At 63.1% G+C, this 20,584-nt stretch carries 18 protein-coding genes; 11 read left to right on the top strand and 7 right to left on the bottom strand.

Going from position 1 to position 20,584, the window contains the following annotated elements:
• Nucleotides 1-141: 141 nt before the first annotated feature.
• From mdoH to FHR23_RS02505, 9 genes are all read left to right on the top strand, one after another.
• Complete coding sequence (gene mdoH, locus FHR23_RS02545; RefSeq protein ID WP_184001350.1) at nucleotides 142-1,908, top strand: glucans biosynthesis glucosyltransferase MdoH; 1,767 nt, start codon at nucleotides 142-144, stop codon at nucleotides 1,906-1,908.
• Nucleotides 1,909-2,000: 92 nt separating this feature from the next.
• A complete protein-coding gene (locus FHR23_RS02540) occupies nucleotides 2,001-2,333 on the top strand; it encodes a hypothetical protein (RefSeq protein ID WP_184001349.1) in 333 nt (110 codons plus the stop codon).
• 62 nt (nucleotides 2,334-2,395) lie between these two features.
• Nucleotides 2,396-4,342, top strand: coding sequence for an excinuclease ABC subunit UvrC (uvrC, locus tag FHR23_RS02535; RefSeq protein ID WP_184001348.1), 1,947 nt, complete (start codon nucleotides 2,396-2,398; stop codon nucleotides 4,340-4,342).
• A gap of 161 nt (nucleotides 4,343-4,503) precedes the next feature.
• Nucleotides 4,504-7,278: a DUF3857 domain-containing protein gene (locus FHR23_RS02530; RefSeq protein ID WP_221227326.1), complete on the top strand. Its 2,775-nt coding sequence runs from the start codon at nucleotides 4,504-4,506 to the stop codon at nucleotides 7,276-7,278.
• A 109-nt stretch (nucleotides 7,279-7,387) separates the two neighbouring features.
• Nucleotides 7,388-8,341, top strand: a complete 954-nt coding sequence (locus FHR23_RS02525) for a polysaccharide deacetylase family protein (RefSeq protein WP_184001346.1) — start codon at nucleotides 7,388-7,390, stop codon at nucleotides 8,339-8,341.
• Nucleotides 8,338-9,255 (top strand): GNAT family N-acetyltransferase, encoded by a 918-nt coding sequence (locus tag FHR23_RS02520; RefSeq protein ID WP_184001345.1) that lies wholly within the window; start codon nucleotides 8,338-8,340, stop codon nucleotides 9,253-9,255. Before FHR23_RS02525 ends, FHR23_RS02520 begins: the two co-directional genes overlap by 4 nt.
• A gap of 269 nt (nucleotides 9,256-9,524) precedes the next feature.
• Nucleotides 9,525-10,256, top strand: coding sequence for a DNA repair protein RecO (gene recO / locus FHR23_RS02515; RefSeq protein WP_184001344.1), 732 nt, complete (start codon nucleotides 9,525-9,527; stop codon nucleotides 10,254-10,256).
• Between the two features lie 58 nt (nucleotides 10,257-10,314).
• Nucleotides 10,315-11,364, top strand: a complete 1,050-nt coding sequence (leuB, locus tag FHR23_RS02510) for a 3-isopropylmalate dehydrogenase (RefSeq protein WP_184001343.1) — start codon at nucleotides 10,315-10,317, stop codon at nucleotides 11,362-11,364.
• Nucleotides 11,361-12,479: a glycosyltransferase gene (locus FHR23_RS02505; RefSeq protein WP_184001342.1), complete on the top strand. Its 1,119-nt coding sequence runs from the start codon at nucleotides 11,361-11,363 to the stop codon at nucleotides 12,477-12,479. Before leuB ends, FHR23_RS02505 begins: the two co-directional genes overlap by 4 nt.
• Here FHR23_RS02505 and FHR23_RS02500 read toward each other — a convergent pair whose 3' ends face one another.
• Nucleotides 12,480-13,772: a phospholipid carrier-dependent glycosyltransferase gene (locus tag FHR23_RS02500; RefSeq protein WP_184001341.1), complete on the bottom strand. Its 1,293-nt coding sequence runs from the start codon at nucleotides 13,770-13,772 to the stop codon at nucleotides 12,480-12,482.
• A 99-nt stretch (nucleotides 13,773-13,871) separates the two neighbouring features.
• On the opposite strand from FHR23_RS02500, the gene FHR23_RS02495 reads away from it, so the two are divergent.
• Nucleotides 13,872-15,179 (top strand): M28 family metallopeptidase, encoded by a 1,308-nt coding sequence (locus FHR23_RS02495; RefSeq protein WP_184001340.1) that lies wholly within the window; start codon nucleotides 13,872-13,874, stop codon nucleotides 15,177-15,179.
• A 24-nt stretch (nucleotides 15,180-15,203) separates the two neighbouring features.
• On the opposite strand, the gene FHR23_RS02490 is transcribed toward FHR23_RS02495, so the two are convergent.
• The 4 genes from FHR23_RS02490 to FHR23_RS02475 all read right to left on the bottom strand — a co-directional run bounded on the left by FHR23_RS02490 (nucleotide 15,204) and on the right by FHR23_RS02475 (nucleotide 17,979).
• A complete protein-coding gene (locus FHR23_RS02490; protein WP_184001339.1) occupies nucleotides 15,204-16,301 on the bottom strand; it encodes an RcnB family protein in 1,098 nt (365 codons plus the stop codon).
• A gap of 144 nt (nucleotides 16,302-16,445) precedes the next feature.
• Nucleotides 16,446-16,922 carry a GAF domain-containing protein gene (locus FHR23_RS02485; protein ID WP_184001338.1) on the bottom strand — a complete coding sequence of 159 codons (477 nt, stop codon included), beginning with the start codon at nucleotides 16,920-16,922 and terminating at the stop codon, nucleotides 16,446-16,448.
• A gap of 6 nt (nucleotides 16,923-16,928) precedes the next feature.
• Complete coding sequence (gene arfB, locus FHR23_RS02480; protein ID WP_184001337.1) at nucleotides 16,929-17,336, bottom strand: alternative ribosome rescue aminoacyl-tRNA hydrolase ArfB; 408 nt, start codon at nucleotides 17,334-17,336, stop codon at nucleotides 16,929-16,931.
• Nucleotides 17,329-17,979 (bottom strand): RluA family pseudouridine synthase, encoded by a 651-nt coding sequence (locus tag FHR23_RS02475; RefSeq protein ID WP_184001336.1) that lies wholly within the window; start codon nucleotides 17,977-17,979, stop codon nucleotides 17,329-17,331. Before FHR23_RS02475 ends, arfB begins: the two co-directional genes overlap by 8 nt.
• A 73-nt stretch (nucleotides 17,980-18,052) precedes the next feature.
• Here FHR23_RS02475 and FHR23_RS02470 point away from each other — a divergent pair, with 73 nt between their 5' ends.
• The gene (locus tag FHR23_RS02470; RefSeq protein WP_184001335.1) at nucleotides 18,053-18,808 is read left to right on the top strand and encodes a M15 family metallopeptidase; all 756 of its coding nucleotides are present in this window, start codon (nucleotides 18,053-18,055) and stop codon (nucleotides 18,806-18,808) included.
• On the opposite strand, the gene FHR23_RS02465 is transcribed toward FHR23_RS02470, so the two are convergent.
• Nucleotides 18,798-19,802, bottom strand: coding sequence for a zinc-dependent alcohol dehydrogenase family protein (locus FHR23_RS02465; protein WP_184001334.1), 1,005 nt, complete (start codon nucleotides 19,800-19,802; stop codon nucleotides 18,798-18,800). The two genes, FHR23_RS02470 and FHR23_RS02465, sit on opposite strands and share 11 nt — an antisense overlap.
• 98 nt (nucleotides 19,803-19,900) lie before the next feature.
• The gene (wrbA, locus tag FHR23_RS02460; protein ID WP_184001333.1) at nucleotides 19,901-20,503 is read right to left on the bottom strand and encodes an NAD(P)H:quinone oxidoreductase; all 603 of its coding nucleotides are present in this window, start codon (nucleotides 20,501-20,503) and stop codon (nucleotides 19,901-19,903) included.
• Nucleotides 20,504-20,584 lie beyond the last annotated feature (81 nt).

The raw sequence follows: 20,584 nt of genomic DNA, 5'->3' as shown, positions 1-20,584 counted from the left end.
TACAATGCCGTGCTGCCGACTGTGCGATGTCGGCATAGGGCAAGCAGTGCGACAACGATCAGGCGGATGGATGCGGGCAGTTGATGGAATGGCGGCACGGGGCCGACGGTCGGGCGCGCCATATGTTGTGCTTTCTGTCCGATGACCCGGCCGCCGCTTCTTCCGCTGGAGTCGCCGCTCGATATGCCGGGACAGGTGTCGCAGGTGATGGCCGAAGCATATCGGCCGCCCCGATATCTGATCGTGCGGCGGGCGGCGTTGCTGGGCATCGCGTTGGTGCTGGCAATAGCGGCAACATCGGCATTCGCTATCGCCTTGCTCCGTGACGGGTGGCAGGTTGGGGATGTCGCCCTTCCGGCCCTGTTTTTCCCGCTGTTCGCCGGTGCCGGGTTCGGTTGTGCCGAGGCACTGGCCGGATTTGTGACGATGGTTGCTCAGGGCAAGCATCCCGCCTTTGTGCCGTTGCTGCGGCCACGCGGCGATCTGGTGGCACGGACGGCGGTGCTGGTTTCGATCTGCGATCAGGATGCTGATGCGGTGTTTACCCGGATCGCCGCGATGATCCGGTCACTGTCGCGCGCGCAGGGGTATGACAGTTTCTGCTTTTTCGTTTTAAGCGAATCTACCGATGAAAAGGATGCGGCGGAGCGGGGCGCATGGGAAAAACTGGCGGTGCGTTCCCCCGTGCCGGTCTATTATCGTAAGCACTCGCCAACGTTATCCGATTCAGTCGACGGTATCACGGCATGGGTGCGCAGCTTCGGCGGCGGTTACGATCATATGCTGATACTCGACGCCGATAGCCTGATGAGCGGGCGGGCCATGATCGGTCTGGCCGCGATCATGCAGGAACGGCCATCGATCGGATTGTTGCAGACCGTGCCGACGATCATCGAGGGGCGCACCCTGTTCCAGCGATGGCAGCAGTTCGCCGATCGTCTTTATGCTCCCCTGAGCACGGCGGGAATATTGTGGTGGTCGGGACAGGAGGCAGCCTTTCAGGGTACCAATGCGATGATCCGTACCCGTGCCTATGCCCAAAGTTGCGGCGCATCGCTTCCGGCGGCGACGGGTAAATTGCGCTTCGAAAGGACTGCAAGCAGCAGCGATCCGGCGGTGGCATCCTTATTGCGCTGGCGCGGCTGGGAAACGCATATAGTGGTGATGGACGGCAGCTATCGTGAATGGTCGCCGACCATGCCCGATCAGGCCGTATTCGATCGCCAGAAGCTGACGGGACGACTGGCACTGTTCCGGCTGTCCGATGCGCCGGGCTTCAGTGTTTCAGGCAGTATGCCGATGTTGCGGACGATGGCAGCCTATGGGGCGTCACTGCTGTGGCTGGCGACGCTGGGTATGGTCTGGATCAGCGCGATGGTCCGGCGCAACATGCCGATGGGAACGTTGCTATGGATGACCATATCGTTGCTGCTTCTGCTATGGTTGCCAAAGGTTCTGGCCACTGTCTGGACGATGGTTTCGGGCGAACGGCGCGGCCAGTTTGGTGGCGGCCGTGCGACCCTGCGATCCCTGTCGGCTGAATGGTGCCTGTCCCTTCTGTCGGCGCCTGTATGGATGGTAAGCCGGGCCATCGATCTGGCCGAAACGTTACTATCCGAATTCTGCCGAAAGCAGGGCGATCACAAACCGCCGATGGGAGAGGTGATGGCGCAATATCGCTGGTATCTCGCATTCGGGCTGTTGCTGCTTACCCTGATCCCGCGCGCGCCGATACTGGCGGCATGGCTGTCGCCGGTGATGCTGAGCCTGATATGCGCTCCGTGGCTCGTGAAGTGGACTGCCGACCCGGCGCTGGGCGTCCGGGCGGGGCGCGCGGGGCTTTTCATCGGTATGGCACTGCCGGGAAGCCGGATTTCCGCCGACAATCTCAGCCCGATTTACAAGTAGTGTCATTGCGGCTTTGCCGTGGAACCTTTGGCGGGCTAAAAGCGGTTTGTGGTTGCCGCGCCCCGCGTGCGGTTTGTTGAGAGTATATGGTTATGAAGTTGTTTGTCGTCTTGCCGTTACTGATGGCCGTTACCACGGTGCCCGCCTTTGCTCAGGATGCTGCGCAAAAGCCCGCAAAGACCCCTGAATCCGCCGATGCCGGATTTCAGATGTCGCTGTTTACGCTGGATACGCCCATCGAGACGCTGATCGCGGACAAGCGGTCGCGAGCGGTGCTCGACAAGGATTTGCCGGGGCTGAGCACCGACGAAAATCTCGACAAGTTCAAGGCTATGAGCCTGCGCAAGTTTCAGCCTATGACCGGCGGTCAGCTTACCGATGCAATGATGCATAAGGTTGCGAAGGATCTGGCCGCGATCCAGTAATTGCGTGGCTGGCGGGTGGTGCACGGCTTCCCGCCGATGATGCTTGCCATTACATAGTTTTCATGCCGCCCAGTAAAGCCGACCGCCCCGATCTGCCCAACGCTGCCTCCCGCTTCAATGAGGAGAAGCAGACCTATACCGTGCGCGGGTCGGAGCAGCCCGATCTGGAAGCCGGGGTGGCGGCAATCCGCAATGTACTGAACACGCTGCCCGCGCGGCCCGGCGTCTATCGGATGCTCGATGCGCGGGGTGACGTGCTGTATGTCGGCAAGGCGCGGGCGCTGAAAAACCGCGTCACCAACTATGTACAGGTCAATCGCCTGCCGAAGCGGTTGCAGCGCATGGTCGCGCAGACCCGCGACATGACCATCGTCACAACGAACAATGAGGCGGAGGCGCTACTGCTGGAGGCGCAGCTTATCAAGCGCTACCGCCCCGCCTACAACGTACTGCTGCGCGACGATAAAAGTTTCCCCTTCATCCTGTTGCGTGCCGATCATGATTTTCCGCGCATCCAGAAACATCGCGGCGCGCGGCGGGCGAAGGGTAATTATTACGGCCCGTTCGCCAGCGCCGGATCGGTCAACAACACGCTGAATGCCTTGCAGAAACTGTTCCTGTTGCGGTCGTGCACCGACAGCTTCTTCAACAATCGCGACCGGCCCTGCCTGCTCTATCAGATCAAGCGTTGCTCGGCACCGTGCGTCGGGCGGATCGATGCGGCGGGGTATGCCGAGCTGGTCAGCGATGCGAAGGACTTCCTCGCGGGGAAATCGACCAGCGTGCAGGAAAAGCTGGGCGCGCAGATGGAGGCGGCGGCTGAAAACCTTGATTTCGAACATGCCGCGATTCTGCGCGACCGGCTGAAGGCGCTGACCTTCATTCAGGGCAGTCAGGCGATCAATGCCGAGGGAGTGGGGGACGCCGATATTTTCGCCATGGCGATGAAGGAAGGCGCGACCGGCATTCAGGCGTTTTTCATTCGCGGCGGGCAGAATTGGGGACATCGCAGCTTCTTTCCGCGCCATGCCGGCGATGTGCCGGAGGAAGAGGTGCTGCAAAGCTTCCTCACCCAGTTTTATGAGGAGGTGCCGCCGCCGCGCACGCTCCTGCTCGACCGCATCCTGAGCGACGGCGACCTGCTGGCCGAAGCGCTGGGCGAGCGTGCGGGACACAAGGTGGCGATTTCGGTGCCGCAGCGCGGGAGTCGCCGCAAGCTGATCGATCAGGCGACCCGCAACGCGGTGGAGGCGCTCGACCGGCGGTTGGCGGAAAGCACGACACAGGCGAAATTGCTGCGCGAGGTGGCGGACCTGTTCGAACTGGACGGCCCTCCCGACCGGATAGAGGTATACGACAACAGCCATATTCAGGGTACGAATGCACTGGGCGCGATGGTGGTCGCGGGGCCGGAAGGGTTTCGCAAGGGCCAGTATCGCAAGTTCAATATCAAACGGAAGGAAACCGAACCCGGCGACGATTATGCGATGATGCGGGAGGTGTTCGAACGCCGCTTCGCGCGCGCACAGGCGGAAGACCCGGATCGCGACCGCGGCGACTGGCCCGATCTGGTGCTGATCGACGGCGGACGCGGGCAGTTGAACGCGGTGATGGGCGTGCTGGAGGAAATTGGGATCGAGGACGTCAATCTGGTCGGCGTGGCCAAGGGACCGCATCACGGACGCGAGGGGCGGGAGATATTTCACCTGATGGACGGGCGCGAACTGACGCTGCCGGTCAATTCGCCGGTGCTGTTCTATCTGCAACGATTACGCGACGAGGTGCACCGCTTCGCCATCGGCGCGCATCGGCAGAAACGGGCAAAGGCGATGGGCGCGTCCCCGCTCGATGAGGTGCCCGGCATCGGCCCGGCACGCAAGAAAGCACTGCTGATGCATTTCGGCACCGCGCGCGCGGTGCGTAACGCCAGTCTCGACGATCTGCAACGCGCGCCGGGCGTCAGCAAAGGTGTGGCACAGCAGGTCTATGATTTCTATCATGCGCGGTAGGATGCGGCTTTCTGGCAGCGTGCAACCGTTGCCTTCGGCAGTCATGATTTCTCAATTGATTCTGCACAGGCTTTTCACTTGCCTGATCGCAGCGGCGCGATAGGCTGTGCTGAAAATACGGGGAGCAGTATATGTTGTTGAGGGGTTTGGCGGTCACCACCATGTTGGTCAGTGCGACCGCCGCCTGGGCCGGAGAAAAGCCGGTCTATGCACCAGCGCCGAAATGGGTGAAACCGGCGCCGCCGATCGACAGCACGAAGCTGACCGATGCATCCCCCATCCTGTTGCGCAGCGATCAGCAGCAGCGGCTGGAGAAGGGGGAGGTCTGGTCCTATACCGACACCGCAATCCGCATCGCCAGCAATCAGGTGCTGACTCAGGTCGGTACGCTGACCCTGCCGTGGAAGCCGGATTCGGGCGACCTGATCATTCACAAGGTCGAAATCCTGCGCGACGGCAAACACATCAACGTGCTGGACAACGGCAGCAAGTTCACGGTGCTGCGCCGTGAACAGCAACTGGAACGATACGAACTCACCGGCATCCTGACCGCGACCATGCCGGTACAGGGTCTGCGTGTCGGGGACGTGCTGCATGTCGTCGCGTCGATCACCGTCAAAGACCCGGCGCTGAAAGGCAATGTCCAGACGGCGGTGCCGCTGATTTCAAAGCCGGTGCGCGTCGGTTTTGCCCGCGCCATCCTGTCCTGGCCGAAGGGGGAGGCGATCCACTGGAAGTTGCAGGACAAAGACCAGCATCCTCAGGTCGTCGACGATAACGGCTATTCGACGGTGCAGGTGCAACTGCCGCTCGACAAGGCGCCGGAACTGCCGGACGATGTGCCGCAGCGGTATCAGCGGCTGCCGATCCTTGAGGCGGGCAGTTTCGCCGACTGGCAATCGGTGTCGAAGGTGATGGCACCGCTCTACAAGACCGACGGGCTGATCGCACCCGATGGCCCGATTGCTGCCGAGGTTGCGGCAATCGAGAAGAAAACGACCGACCAGAAAGTGCGCGCCGCCATGGCACTGCGCGTGGTGCAGGACAATATCCGCTATCTTTTCAACGGCATGGCCGGCGGCAATTACGTGCCGCAGACCCCGGCGGACACCTGGAAGCTGCGCTATGGCGATTGCAAGGCGAAGACGCTGCTGCTGCTTGCCATGTTGCGCGATATGGGGATCGAGGCCGAACCTGTGATGGCCAGCAGCAAGCTGGGCGGTACGCTGGTCGAGCGGCTGCCCGATCCGCTGGCGTTCGATCATGTGCTGGTGCGTGCGACCATTGACGGGCAATCGCTGTGGCTCGACGGCACGCGCACCGGAGACCGGCTGGCCGATATCATGGACACACCCGATTTTCATGAGGTGCTGCCCATTCGCCCCGATGGCGCGAAACTGATGCCGATCCCGATGCGGGTGCCGGGACGGCCATCGGTGAAGGTGGCGATGACGCTGGACGAGACGGCGGGGATCAATCTGCCGAGCCTCTACACGATGGACATGACGCTGCATGGGTCGATCGCGGAAATGCTGACGACCGCATGGAATCAGGCGGATGCTGATCACAAGGACAAGATGGTCGGGTCGTTGATCGACAGCTATCTCGGCACCAATTACCGGACTGGCAGCGCGCTGACCCCCAATGACGATGCCGGAACGGTCACACTGCATGTCACCGGCATTGCCGATCCCGACTGGAACAAGAGCGACGACCGGTATCGCACGACGCTGGATCAGGCGGTGTCGTCGATCAGCTTTTCGCCCGACCGCACACGGGTGGCATGGCGCGATATTCCGGTGGCGCTGGGCGATCCCGACGGTCGCGTAGTGGAGACGAAGGTCATTCTGCCCGATGGCGGGAAGGGCTTTACGCTGGACGGCGATACCACGCTGCCCGCGCAACTTGCCGGATATACGCTCAATCGCCAGACCAGCCTGAAGGACGGGGTGCTGACGGTCACCGACAGCGCCTTCACCAAGGGCGGAGAAATTCCGGCGGCGGATATTGCCGATACACGTTCAAAGGTTGCACTGGCCAAGACCCGGCTGCTGCGCGGGGTGGCCCCTGCCGATTATCCGGCGCTGTGGAAGCAGGTGATGGCGGACAAGAGCGGCCATCGTCTGGAGCCGTTGCGTGCCGCCTTTACGAAGCGGATTGCGCAGGCCGACAGCGATGACAAGGCCAACCGTTATACCGAGCGCGCGCAATTCTTCATTCGTGTCTATGACTGGCAGGACGCGCTGACGGACATCAACAAGGTGATCGAACTGTCACCCGACGCCGATAACTATCAGTGGCGGTCGCGCTTGCTGGCCAACATGGGCGAACGGCAAAAGGCACTGGCCGACCTGTTGAAGGCGCAACAGCTCAATCCCGGTTCCGCCAGTATCGAATCCGAGCTTGTGGCGCTTTATTCCGACCTCAATCAGCCGGACAAGGCGTTGGAGATCGCCGATCAGCGGATTGCGCTGGGCGGCAAGGACAAGCGGCAGTTCGTGATGGCGAAGGCCGATGTGCTGGCGCGCGACGGCAAGGTGGATGACGCCCTGTCGGCGCTGGATGGAGAGATCAAGACCAATCCCGGCAATCCGGCGCTGCTCAACGAACGTTGCTGGCTGAAGGGCACGATGAAGGTCGAACTGCCATCGGCACTGAAGGACTGTACCAAGTCGATCGAGCTGGCCGACAGCCCGGCCGCCGCGCTCGACAGCCGGGCGATGGTCTATTTCCGCATGGGGCGGATGAGCGATGCGCTCGCCGACCTGAATGCGGCAATCAACATCGCACCGGACCATTCCGCCAGCCGGTACATGCGCGGTGTCATCCGCATGCAGCAGGGCGATGCCAAAGCGGCGAAAACCGATCTGGAAGCGGCGCGGATGATTCAGCCGACCATCGATACGAAATATGCCCGCTGGGGGATCAAACCCTGAATTTCGGGTGAGCCTTTCCCGCGAAAGCGGGGAGGCTCGCTTTCACCGGGCCAGACCCTACGGACCGTCTTTGCAATCTGTTCATGTCCTGCCGGTATGAACGGGGCCGATGGCAAAGGCATTTTTCACGATCGACACCGAACTGGCGTGGCGGCATCATGCCGCCAACCTGCCGCTGGAGGAGATTGTCGAACGCTCTCTGGAACCGGCGGGGGTGGGGGTTTCCTGGCAGTTGGAAAAGCTGGCCGAACATGATCTGAAAGCGACCTTCTTCGTCGATCCGATGCCGGCGCTTCTCTACGGTCTGGAGCCGATTCGACAGATTGTCGAAACCATTCTCGACGCCGGGCAGGAGGTGCAGCTTCACCTCCATGCCAATTGGGGCGGTGCAAAAGTCGGCGATGGCGGAGCGGCGCATGGGGCCTTCGAACTGACCGAACTGAACTATGAGGAACAACGCAATCTGATTGCGGGTGCGACGGAGCTGCTGGTGGCAGCGGGTGCCCCGCAACCCATCGCGTTCCGGTCGGGAAGCTATTCGGCGAATGACGACACGCTGGCCGCGTTGTCCGATCTCGGTTTTGACTATGACAGCTCGCACAACGGATCGGAACATCCATGGCCCAGTGCCATCGATCTGCCGCCCGAACAGGTTGCGCCCGTCGAACATCATGGCGTTGCTGAGGTGCCGGTAACGGTGATTGAGGATCGGCCCGGCAGGCTGCGCCATTTCCAGATCTGCGCCCTGTCGGCACGCGAAATGCGCGCAGCACTGGACCATGCGATTGCGGAGAATCATGCCACGACGACCATCGTCGGCCATGGCTTTGAGCTCGCCAACCGGGCGGGCACCCGCGCCAATAAAATCCATGTGCGGCGGTTCGAATCGCTGTGCCGGATGCTGTCTGATCGGCGTGACACGATACCCACGACGCATTTCACGGATTTGTCGAGGCTTCGGCTGGGCAGCGATGACAAGCCGCTGGGGCCGAGCATGTTGCGCACCGGCTGGCGTCAGGCAGAACAGCTTTGGTCGAACCTCGTGGAGGAACGCCCGGCATGAGTGTCGCGGTACGCTGGCCGTTGAAGTTTCAGATTGGCGCGAGGACGCTGTGGTCGGTACGCCGGGAACTGATCCGCGTGCCGCTCTCGCTGAACGAGGCGCTCGGCGAAGCGGCACCGGTGCTGCCGCCTTTGCCGCGCGCGGGACACGGCTATTTGTTGACATCCCTGCCTGATCGCATGTTGCCGTCGTTGATCGCCTCATCCGCCGGAATGGTGGCGTTCACACGGCAGCGATATACGCGCTATTATATCGATCTGACATCCGGGTTCGACGCGTGGTTCAGCGGTTTGTCGGGCAACACCCGGTCGCAGATTCGCCGTAAGGAAAAGCGTATCAGGGCCGCTGATGGCGGAATACTCGACGTGCGCCGGTTTGATACGCCCGACGGCATGATGGAATTTCATCAGGCGGCACGCAAAGTCGCCGTGCACACTTATCAGGAACGGCTATTGGGAGCGGGCCTGCCGGACACGCCTGAATTCGTCGCAAACATGCTGGCACAGGCGGCGGCCGGACACGTGCGGGCATGGCTACTCTGTCTGGACGGGGAGCCTGTGGCGTATCTTTATTGCCCGATTCATGGCGGTACGGTGCTGTATGAATATCTGGGCCACGACCCGGCCCATAGCGATCTGTCGCCCGGGACCGTGCTGCAGGTCGAAGCATTGCGATCGCTGTTCGCTGAGGACGGACTGAACCGGTTCGATTTTACCGAAGGTGAAGGGCAGCATAAGCGGCAGATGGCGTCGGCCGGGATCGATTGCGTCGACCTGTTGCTGTTGAAACCGACGCTGGGCAACCGTTGTGTCGTTCTGGCGCTTGCCGGATTTGACGGTGCCGTGCACGCGGCCAAGCGGATGGTCCGGCAACTCGGCCTCGGCCGTATGGCGAAGCGGTTGCGCCGCGGCTGAGCGGATCAGGCCAGACGCGCCCCATTCGGTGTGCCGTGTTCGACACCGGCAAGCAGGTGATGGCGGGCTTATGCGCTTCGGGAAAGGGCAGGCCTTCACGGATCATCCCGGCGCGAATGTCGACCTTCAGAAAGGCATCGAATGCGATTTCGTCGGCGGTCGGGCTGTCAGGGTCGTGAGTCAGGTGCATGAAGATGTTCCCTTTTCGACAACAGGCAGAAGATATGGCGGTAATTCCCCTGCTACCCGCTTTGTTCTAGCAAGGGTGCATGTATCTCCGCGCGCCTGCCATCATCCTGTCGGTTCGTCCGCATGGCGAGAACGGCGCGATCGTGCGTGCACTGACCGAGGAATCGGGGGTGCAGCCGGGCTATGTCCGCGGGGGGCATTCGCGCCGTTTTCGACCCGTTTTGCAACCGGCCAACAGCGTGCTGGGCGAATGGCGCGCACGCCACGAAGGCCAGTTACCCGCACTGACGGTCGAACTGACCGCCAGCCGTGCACCGCTTTACGGCGAACCGCTGGCGGCGGTGGCGCTGGACTGGGTAACGGTTCTGACGGCGGCGGCACTTCCCGAAGGACAGCCCTATCCCGCGCTCTATGCCGCGCTCGACGGCGTGATCGGCGCGGTCGAGGCAGCACCGGCGGCACGCGGCTGGGCAGTGGCGCTGGTGCGCTATGAACTGCTGATGCTTTCGGTGCTGGGGTTCGGGCTTGACTTGTCACGCTGTGCGGTGACGCAGGGGGCGAACGACCTGGCCTGGGTCAGCCCGAAAAGCGGGCGTGCGGTCAGCCGGGCGGCCGGGCAGGGCTATGCCGACCGGCTGCTTCCCTATCCGACGTTTTTGCAGGAAGGCGGCGGAGCGGACTGGGGAGATATTCTCGACGGGTTACGGCTGACGGGCCATTTCCTCGCACGCGATTTGCTGACCGACCGCCAGAAGTCGGCACTTGCCGCGCGCGAACGACTGGTCGAGCGGTTGAAAAGGGCGGTTGCCTAACGCAGGTTCGCTGGGGCATGGCGTGCGGCGAGCACCGACCAGCATGAAGGGAATGCGAATGCCATTGATCGCCATCTTGCCGGGGGACGGTATCGGCCCCGAAGTGACCGCCGCGGCGCGCCGGGTGCTGGAAGCGGTGGCGAGTGACCTGGAATTTGCCGAAGCGCCGGTTGGCGGTGCCGCGTATGAGGCGAAGGGGCATCCCTTGCCCGAAAGCACGCTCGACCTCGCGCGAAAGGCCGATGCGATCCTGTTCGGCGCGGTCGGTGACTTCCGCTTCGACACGCTGGAACGTGCCCTCAGGCCCGAAGCAGCGATTCTGGGCCTGCGCAAGGAATTGTCGCTGTTCGCGAACCTGCGCCCCGCAGTGTTGTTTGAGGGGCTGGAGGATGCCTCCGCGCTGCGTCCTGAAGTGGCGCGCTCGATCGACCTGATGATCGTGCGCGAACTGAACGGCGATGTCTATTTCGGGGAAAAGGGACGCGGCACCACTGCCGATGGCCTGCGCGAAGGGCATGACCTGATGCGCTATGATGAGGGCGAGGTCCGCCGGATCGCACGCGTCGGGTTCGAAACCGCACGCGCGCGCAACGGCAAGCTGTGTTCGGTGGACAAGGCCAATGTGCTGGAAACCTCTCAATTGTGGCGCGACGTGGTGATCGAGGTCGCGGCCGACTATCCCGATATCGAACTCAGCCATCTCTATGTCGACAATGCCGCGATGCAGCTGGTGCGCGATCCGGGCCAGTTCGACGTGATCGTCACCGGCAACCTGTTCGGCGATATCCTGTCGGATCAGGCCAGCATGTGCGCCGGGTCGATCGGCATGTTGCCGTCCGCCGCGCTGGGTGCCGACGGGAAGAAGGGCATGTTCGAGCCGATCCACGGCAGCGCGCCCGACATTGCCGGTCAGGGCAAGGCGAACCCGTGCGCGGCGATCCTGTCGGCGGCAATGCTCCTGCGCTATTCGCTGGGACGTGGAGAGGCTGCGGACCGGGTGGAACAGGCGGTGCGCGGCGCGATTGCCGATGGTGCGCGTACCCCCGATCTGGGCGGGTCGCTGTCGACGGACGCCATGGCGGAACAGGTGCTGGAGCGGCTGGGGTGAACGCCGCGCTTGAGCTTGCGATCGTTATTCCCGTTTTCAACGAACGGGCCAATGTGCCCGTGCTGATCGACAAGCTCGACGCCGCGCTGAAGGGCCGCGCCTGGGAAGCCATTTTCGTCGATGACGACAGCCCCGACGGCACCGCCGATGCCGCGCGCGAACTGGCGCGGATCGACTCGCGCGTGCGGGTGATTCAGCGGATCGGCAGGCGCGGGCTTTCCACCGCGTGCATTGAGGGGATGTGCGCGACCGCCGCGCCGATGGTGGCGATCATCGACGGCGATTTGCAGCATGACGAAACCCTGTTGCCGAAGATGCTCGATGCGCTGGAGGACGATGCCGCGCTCGATCTCGTCATCGGATCGCGGTTCATGGAGGGCGGCGGCACCGGCGAATGGGATCGTGATCGGGTGGCTAAGTCCGCCTTTGCCACGCGGCTGTCGCGACAGGTGCTGAAGGCCGATCTCAGTGACCCGATGAGCGGTTTTTTCATGATCCGCAGCCGCATTGTGCGCAATCTGGTGCCGCGCTTGTCGGGGATCGGGTTCAAGATCCTGCTCGACATCATGACCGCCAGCCCGAAGCCGTTGCGCTTTACTGAACTGCCCTATGTTTTCCGCACGCGCGAGCAGGGACAGAGCAAGCTGGATCATGTCGTCGCGCTCGAATATCTGATCGCGCTGTATGACCGGATGTTCGGGCGGATCGTGCCGGTGCGCTTTGCCATGTTCTCGGTGATCGGGGCGCTGGGCGCGGTGGTGCATCTTAGCGTGGTGGCGACGCTGTTCCTGCTGGCGGGAATGACCTTTGTCGCTGCGACGATCATCGCTGCGGTATCGGCGATGACCTTCAACTTCTTCCTGAACAATGCGCTGACCTATCGTGACCGGCGGTTGAAGGGCGCGCGTGAACTGATCGACGGCTGGATATCCTTTTGTATCGTCTGTTCGGTGGGGGTGATCGCCAATGTCGGCGTCGCGTCGTTCAGCCACAATGTCGAAAATGGCGGCTGGGCCTTTTCCTCGCTGCTGGGGATCGTTGTCGCAGCGGTGTGGAATTTCGCGCTGTCATCGCGCTTCACCTGGGGCCGCTATGGTCGCAAGGTGGTGGTGTAGTTACCGCCAGCTCATAAACCAGGTCCAGTGTGCGAACGCCATCCTGCCCGCAAGCGGTCCGGCGGACAGTACCGGATAGAAATAGATGAACAGGCCGAGCGCCAGTATCGCGAACCACTCGTCCGCTTCCTTCCATCGGCCCTTGCCGAAATGGTTGAAGGCCGCCGGGATGGCGAGGCACAGGAATATCCCCGATAAATAATAATAGTAATAAAAACCCAGCGATTTGGGGATGATCGCCCAGACGGCGAGCGATGCAACCCAGAGCAGGACGATGGCAAGCTGGCGAAGCCCGCCGCCGCGCCACCAGGCGATCAGGCAGGCGATCAGCGCCGGCAACCCGCCCCACATGATCGCCGGATTGCCGAGCAGGATCACGCCGCGCCAGCTTCCCATATCCTGATCGTAAAAATACCAGATCGGCCGCAGCATCAGCGGCCAGCTCCACCATTGCGACTGATAGGGATGGGCGGCCAGAACTTCGGTCTGAAGCTTCCACATCTCAATTTGAAAGGGCAGAAGCGTGGCGATGGTCAGCGGCTGGTGCGCGTAGAAAAAGGCAGGTGCGAACGTCACGAAATAAACGGCGATGCTGACCAGCCCGACGATCAGCAGTGCCGGGATTGTTGCGATCTCCGGCCAATGCGGCTGATTGCGGCTGGACAGGACGCTTGCCCATCCTTTCCCGCTTAGCCGGGCATTGCGTAATCGCACGACTATCATCGCCATACCGGCAAAAGCGACATAGGGCACGGCAGTCCATTTGACGCCGACCGCAAGCCCCAGCAGCACTCCGGTCAGCACCAGCCGCCATCGTGTCTGCCTTCCCGTGCGCGCCCGCATCGCCCAGAGCATCGCTGCCATGGCAAGGATGGTGAAGGCGCCCATAAACCCGTCGAGCATGGCGATACGCGCCTGAATGAACACCATCTGGTTGACGATGACCAGAAGCGCGCCGAATGCGGCGGTGCGCAGCCGTCCGAAGGTCAGCCACAGGATTGCGAACACGCCGGCCACCGTCGCGGTCCCGGCCAGTGTCGCAAAGAATCGCCAGCCCCAAGGCTTGTCCCCGAACAGCGCGATTCCGGCGGCGATAATCTCTTTCGCCAGCAGGGGGTGTTCCTGATTGACCGGGTGGTCGAGCGTCAGCAGCACCCGCGCGGCGGGTACATAATGCACCTCGTCGAACATCAGCACATCGGGACGGCCGAGATGCACCATGAACAGGATTTGCGCCGTCAGCGCGATCAGCAGGGCCGCAAGCCAGGGACGATCGCGAAAACGGTCGAGCATGGCGGGCAGGTGTAGAACCAAAGGCAGCGATTGAAAAAGGCTAATCTCGTCCGGTTAACGGCGTTGCGGCTTCACAGGCTTTCGGTAAGGTGCGCGACCATGCGTATGAAAACCCTGCTCGTTTCCGCCCTTCCCCTGATCGCGCTAGCCGCTCCGGCCGCTGCTCAGGACAAACCCGACCCGGTCCGGATGAAAGCGACGGTGGAGAAGCTGGTCAGCTTCGGCACCCGCCATACGCTGTCGGACCCGGATAATCCGACGCGCGGGATCGGCGCGGCCCGACGCTGGGCAGCGGCGCAGCTTACCCATATTTCGGATGCGTGCGATGGCTGCATCACAGTGTCGAATATCGGCCGTGGTTTTACCGGCAGACGCTCGCCCAAACCGGTGCAGGTCGTCGATGTACTGGGGTTTCAGCAGGGGCGCGATCCCAAGCGGCTGGTGATCGTCATGGGCCATATCGACAGCCGTGCGACCGATGTGATGAATTCGACCGGTGACGCGCCGGGCGCGAACGATGACGGGTCGGGCGTGGCACTGGTGCTGGAGGCGGCGCGCATTTTGTCGAAGCAGAAATTCGATGCGACCATCCTCTATGCCATCACCTCCGGCGAGGAGCAGGGGCTGTGGGGCGGACAGTTGCTGGCCGATACCGCGAAGCAGAAGGGCTGGGACGTTACGGCGGTTCTCAACAACGATATCGTCGGGAACAGCGTCGGACAGGACGGGCGCGTGGTCGCCGACAAGGTGCGCGTCTTTTCCGAAGGCATCCGCGCCTCCGAAGACCTGAAGCAGCAGATGGAACGCCGCGCCGACGGTGGGGAGGATGACGGGCCGAGCCGCGCGCTTGCCAAGGCCGTGGACAATGTTGCCGAAACCATTCCCGGCGGGTTGAAGGTGGAGATGATCCGGCGCCCGGACCGATTCGGGCGCGGTGGCGATCAGTTGCCGTTCCTGCAACTGGGCTATCCGGCGGTGCGCTTCACCTCCGGCGTGGAGAATTACCGCCGCCAGCATCAGGATCCGCGCGTCGAAAACGGCGTGACCTATGGTGACACGGTTGAAGGCATGGACTTCGACTATCTGGCGAAGGTCGCGGCGATCAATATCGATACCATCGCGCGGCTCGCCTCCGCACCGCCCGCGCCCGATGGCGTGTCGGTGGCAGGCGCGGTTTCGACCGACAGCACCGTGCGCTGGCAGCCGGTTTCCGGTGCCGCGGGTTATCGCGTGTTCTGGCGCCCGACCGACGCCCAGAACTGGACCGAACATCGCGATCTGCCCGCCGATGCGACCTCTGCCGTGCTGAAGGGCGTGATTGTCGACGACAATTTCTTCGGCGTCGCGACGCTGTCGCCCAAGGGCGCGCAAAGCCTCGTTACCTTCGCCGGTCGCGCGCGCAGATGACGTGATCTCCGGAAGGGTTACGGCCTAGCGGTTGCGGCGCAGGCGCTTGTCATGGCGGGGAACCAGCTTGCCCTTGCGGCGGATCAGCTTGGTGTGAACCCGGCGTTTCACTGGCACATATTCGACCCATTTCTTCGTCACCGATTTGGTGGCGCAGCTATCGCAGGAATCGACGGTGATCACCGTGGTCGTCGTCGGCGGGTAGTAATAGCCGCCCGCGACATAGCCGGGCTGGGTAATCTGCTGCCGCACATGCACACCATGGTCACCGCAATCGCCGCTGCACGTCACCTGTGGCGGTGCATATCCCGGCGGTGGTGCGTAGCCGGGAGGCGGAGGCATGTCGTTCATCGCAACCGGTGGCGGCGCATAATCCGGTTCCGGCGCAGCATAAGGCGCACCATAGCGATCCTCATAATCGCCCGGACGATCCCAGTTCACATCGTTCTGCCAGTCGCAGACATCGCCGCTCGCATCGACGAGGACCGCGTCGTCATAATAGCGAACCCAGTGATAGCCGGCGGGCGGCACTGAAAGGCCCCAGTCGCGATAGTCGGAAAGGGCGTAGCGTTCGCTCATCCATCGCGCAGGCAGACGCTCGCCACGCTGTAACGGGCGATACCCCTGACGCTCGCCATGGTGGCGATGGTGCCAGCGGCCGGCCTGTTGCGCCACAGGAGCCGCTTGTGCAACGGGCGCGGGCGGTGCGGGTACAGCGGGAGGCGGCGGAGCGGGCGGCGCAGCCGCGACCGACGGTTTCTGCTCGATGCCGGGGGCGGGTCGGCTTTCATTCGAGAAAGCGGGTTTCGGTGGCGGAGCGGCGGCGGAGGGCAGCGGTTGCACCACTGCCCTAGGTGCGGCGAAAGTTACGCCCGGGCTGACATCGGCAGACGGGCCCGGCGGCGCAGGGGCAGGGGTGACGGCTGCTGGTGCTGGAGCGGGGGTATCTGCGGGCGGAGGTGGCGGCACGTCGGGGGCGACCGGCGGTTCGGGCGCGACCGGTGCAGGCGTCGCGGTCGGCGGCGTCTGATCTACCCAGCGGCCGTTTTCAATCTGCGCGCTTGCCGGTTGCGCGAACAGTAACGGCGCGGCGAGCAAGGCTGCGGCGGACAGGGTGCGCATGGATCGGTCCTCCCATTGCTGGTGCGGCCCTTCGAACAACAGCCGCCGGTCAACGCGCCGGATGACACGTATCTTTACGACTTTTTAACCCAGACAAGGTTCCGGCAGGAGTCGGTATTGCGCGCCCGAATGTCCCGTATCGGGTCAGGCAATGCGCGGCGCGAGGGTGCGGACCAGTGCTTCGCACCCCTTTCGATCCATTTCGGTAAAGCGTTCCGGTAGCGGACTGTCCAGATCCAGGACACCGATCGGGCGCCCTTCATGGACCACCGGTACGACCAGTTCCGACCGGCTGGCGGCATCGCAGGCGATATGGCCGGGAAAGGCATGCACATCGGCGATCAGTTGGGTTTCGCGTGTTTGCGCCGCCGTGCCGCACACGCCCTTGCCCAGCGGGATGCGGATGCACGCCGCCTTGCCCTGAAACGGGCCGAGCACCAGCTCGCCGCCGACCAGCCGATAGAAACCCGCCCAGTTGAGGTCAGGCAAATATTCCCAGATCAGCGCGGCGGCATTGGCCATATTGGCGATGGCGTCCGGTTCGTCCGCCGTCAGCGCATCCAGCGCCAGGGCAAGGTCGCTATACAGGCTGTCGCCACCGGCAATGTCGAATTGGTACATGCAGTTTTAGTCCAGTTTGGGTTTGCCGCGCGCGGCCTTCACCCGCGAACGGTTTTTCTTGGCATCGACGCGTTTCGCTTTCGCGGTGCGGCTGGGTTTGGTTTTGATCCGCTTCGCCTGACGCTCATGCGCGCGGGTAATCAGGTCGGCCAGCCGTTCGCGCACATCGGCGCGGTTGGCTTCCTGCGTGCGGAACTTGCGCGCGGTCAGCACCAGTTCTCCGGCGCTGTTGATCCGCGAACCGGCCAGTTGCTTCAACCGGTGATAGGCATAAGGCGGCAGGCCGAGGCGGAAGATATCGACCCGCATCTGTACGGCGGTCGCCACCTTGTTGACATTCTGCCCGCCCGGCCCACTCGCGGCAATGAAGCGTTCCTCGACAATCGCGTCTTCGGGGATCGCAGGGTCAGCCATGGCCGAACCCGGCATCGATAAAGCGCTGCGGCAGCGGTGCATCGGCATGAACATCGCGTTTGCCATCGCGGGGCATGGTCAGTTCGACGGCATGCAGCATCATCGCCGGCCCGCCCGCGCCATAGACGGGATCGCCCATGATCGGAATCCCCAGTCCCTCTGCGGCGTGGACGCGAAGCTGATGCGTGCGTCCGGTTTCGGGGAAGAAGGCTATCAGCGCGCGCTGGTCGCCACGGTTCAGCATCCGCCACCGGGTGCGCGCCGGCTTGCCCTTCGCATCGCCGCGCATTCGCCAGCCGGTTTCGGCACTCGATATTTTGGAAAGCGGCAGGTCGATCAGCCCGGAGTCCTCTTCGGGCACGCCGTCCAGAATGGCGAGATAGCGCTTGGTGACCTGCCCCGCTTCGAACGCGGCATGGAATCGCTTGTGCGCCTTTGGGTTGCGCGACAGCAACAGGCATCCCGAAGTATCCCGGTCGATCCGGTGAACGGGCATGGGCAGGCGCTGAAATCCGAAGGTCAGGTCGCCCAGCATCGCCTCCACCGACGGGCTGTTGTCGCGCGGACGGTCGACGGCCAGCCCGGCGGGCTTGTCGATGACGATCGCTTCGCCGTCGATGAACAGGACATGATCTTCCAGCATAGGGACGCTATTGCCATTGCTGCGTCGGCCATGCCAGTGTTTCTGTGCTCGTCCGTCGGGAGAGAAGTTTGAAATGTACCGTGTTGCCCGACCGATTGCCCTGTTCTTTGCCGCGTTCGCCCTGCTGGTTTCCGGCGCACAGGCGTTTGCCGCCGATTGTACCGCGAAACTGTCCGCGCCCGATGCCGATGGCCGCCAGCTTGGACATTTCACCTATCCAGACACGCCGAAATCGGTGCTGGTGAAAGCACCCGAACAACTGGCGCCGGGTGGGCGCTGCTATGTCCGCAAGGAGATGTTGCCCGATCTCAAGCGGCTGCTCGAAGCCGCCGACAAAGATCCGGCGATAAAAGGGAAGATACGCGCCATATCGTGCCACCGCTCGATTGCGGTGCAAAAGATGCTGTTTTGCGGGCGCATCGGTCATGATGGAGCGTCGGGCGTGCATGAACGCGCCTGGGCCTCGGCACCGCCGGGACATAGCGAACACGCCACCGGATATGCCATCGACTTCGGCACCACTGAACCGGGCGGCTGCGGCCATGCCGTCGGCTGTTTCGGTGCGACCAAAGTGGGTAAATGGCTTTATGCCAACGCTACGAAATACGGGTTCGAAATGTCGTTTCCCGCAGGCAATAAACAGGGCGTAGAATGGGAGCCGTGGCACTGGCGCTGGGTCGGCTCCAGCATCGACGAACCGGGGGCGGAGTCTGCACGGCGTCTGTTTGCGAAGGCGCGGGCGCAATTTCCCGCCAATCCGGCTGTCGGGGATGCAGCGGCGACGCCATCGTCTGATGTCGATGCGCCGCCGCCCACGGTCAAATCGTAACGCCGATCTTGCCGAAATGCTCGCCGCGCTCTTCCATGCGGAAGGCGTCGGCCAGTTCCTCCAGCGGAAAGCAGCGGTCGATCACCGGCTTGATCCCGCCTGCGTTCAGCGCGCGGACGAAATCGCGCTGGTGATCGCGGCTGCCGACGATCAGCCCTTGCAGCCGGACCTGTTTGGCCATCAGCTTGGCGGTCGGCACCTCTCCGCCGCGCCCCGTCAGCACGCCGATCAGGTGGATATGACCGCCGATGCGCACCGCGTCGATGGATTGCGCCAGTGTGCCGGGGCCGCCGACCTCCACGACATGATCGACACCGCCGTCAGACCAGTCGCGAATTTTCGCGCCCCATTCGGGCGTCTCATGATAGTTGAGCAGATATTCGGCGCCGAGTTGGCGGGCACGGTCCAGCTTCGCGTCGGATGAGGAGGTAAGCGCGACCCGAGCGCCCATCATCCGGGCAATCTGCAACGCCCAGATCGAAACGCCGCCGGTGCCGAGCAACAGCACGCGGTCACCTGCCTTCAGTCCGCCATCGGCCACCAGCGCGCGCCAGGCGGTCAGCCCGGCGGTGGTGATCGCCGCCGCTTCTACCGCGTCATAGCCCTGTGGAGCTTGAGTGAAGGCAGTTGCGGGACGGACCACATATTGTTGTGCGAAACCGTCGATGCCGTCGCCGGGTGTGCGGGAAAAATCGCCCAGCCGGGGCGGACCGCTCTGCCAGTCGGGGAAGAAGCAGGAAACCACCGAATCGCCCACGGCGAATTCCTCGACCCCGTCGCCGACCGCTTCGACAGTACCGCCGCCATCGGCCATCGGCACCCGGCCGTCCTCGCTGGGCATATTGCCGGTTGCGACGCCATAATCATGATAGTTGAGCGTGCTGCCATGCACGGCAACACGGATTTCGCCGGGGCCGGGGTCGCCGGGGTCCGGCAGATCGGTGAGGGTCAGCCGATCGAGGCTGCCGGGCGCGGGGATGGTAATGGCTTTCATGCGGTCGCTCCGTTGATTGGGATACTCTGCGGTGAACGTGGCGGCGCACAATTGGATGCACCGCCGGAAGAATGATCGACCGGCGGTGTCCGTCAGGGTCAGACGGAGAGCTTCGCCGCGGTTTCGGCGATGCGACGGCCCTGATAGCGCGCGCCCGCCAGATCGGTTTCGCTGGGCAGGCGACTGCCGTCGCCGTCCGCCAGCGTGGTCGCGCCATAGGGTGATCCGCCCTTCACCTCATCGACGCCCATCTGCGCCTGATGCCCGTAATCCAGCCCGACGATCGTCATGCCTAAATGCAGCAGGTTGGTGATGAGCGAGAACAGTGTGGTTTCCTGCCCGCCATGCTGACTGGCGGTGGAGGTGAACGCACCCCCGACCTTGCCGTGCAGCGCACCGCGCATCCACAGGCCGCCCGCGGTGTCGAGGAACGCCGCCATCTGGCTGGGGATACGCCCGAACCGGGTGGGCGCGCCGACGACGATCGCGTCATAGTCGGCCAGCGAATCGATGCTCTCAATCAGCGGATGCGAATCATCGGTCTGGAATCCCGCAGCCTGCGCAACTTCCGCCGGGGCGGTTTCGGGAACGCGGCGTACAGCGACTTCTGCACCGGCGCTGCGTGCGCCTTCGGCAACGGCATCAGCCATTTTCGCAATATGGCCATAGGAAGAATAATACAGAACGAGAACCTTGGTCATGACAGTGGCTCCTTGGATATGAGGGGAAAACGACCGGGCAGGGGGGGAGGGAGCGAACCCTGCCCGGTCAGGGGGGAAGAA

It is taken from the genome of Stakelama sediminis (genome assembly GCF_014199335.1).
Lineage (GTDB): Bacteria > Pseudomonadota > Alphaproteobacteria > Sphingomonadales > Sphingomonadaceae > Sphingomonas > Sphingomonas sediminis.
Note: the sequence above shows the minus strand (reverse complement) of the source record. Positions and strands in the feature narration are given on the sequence as shown.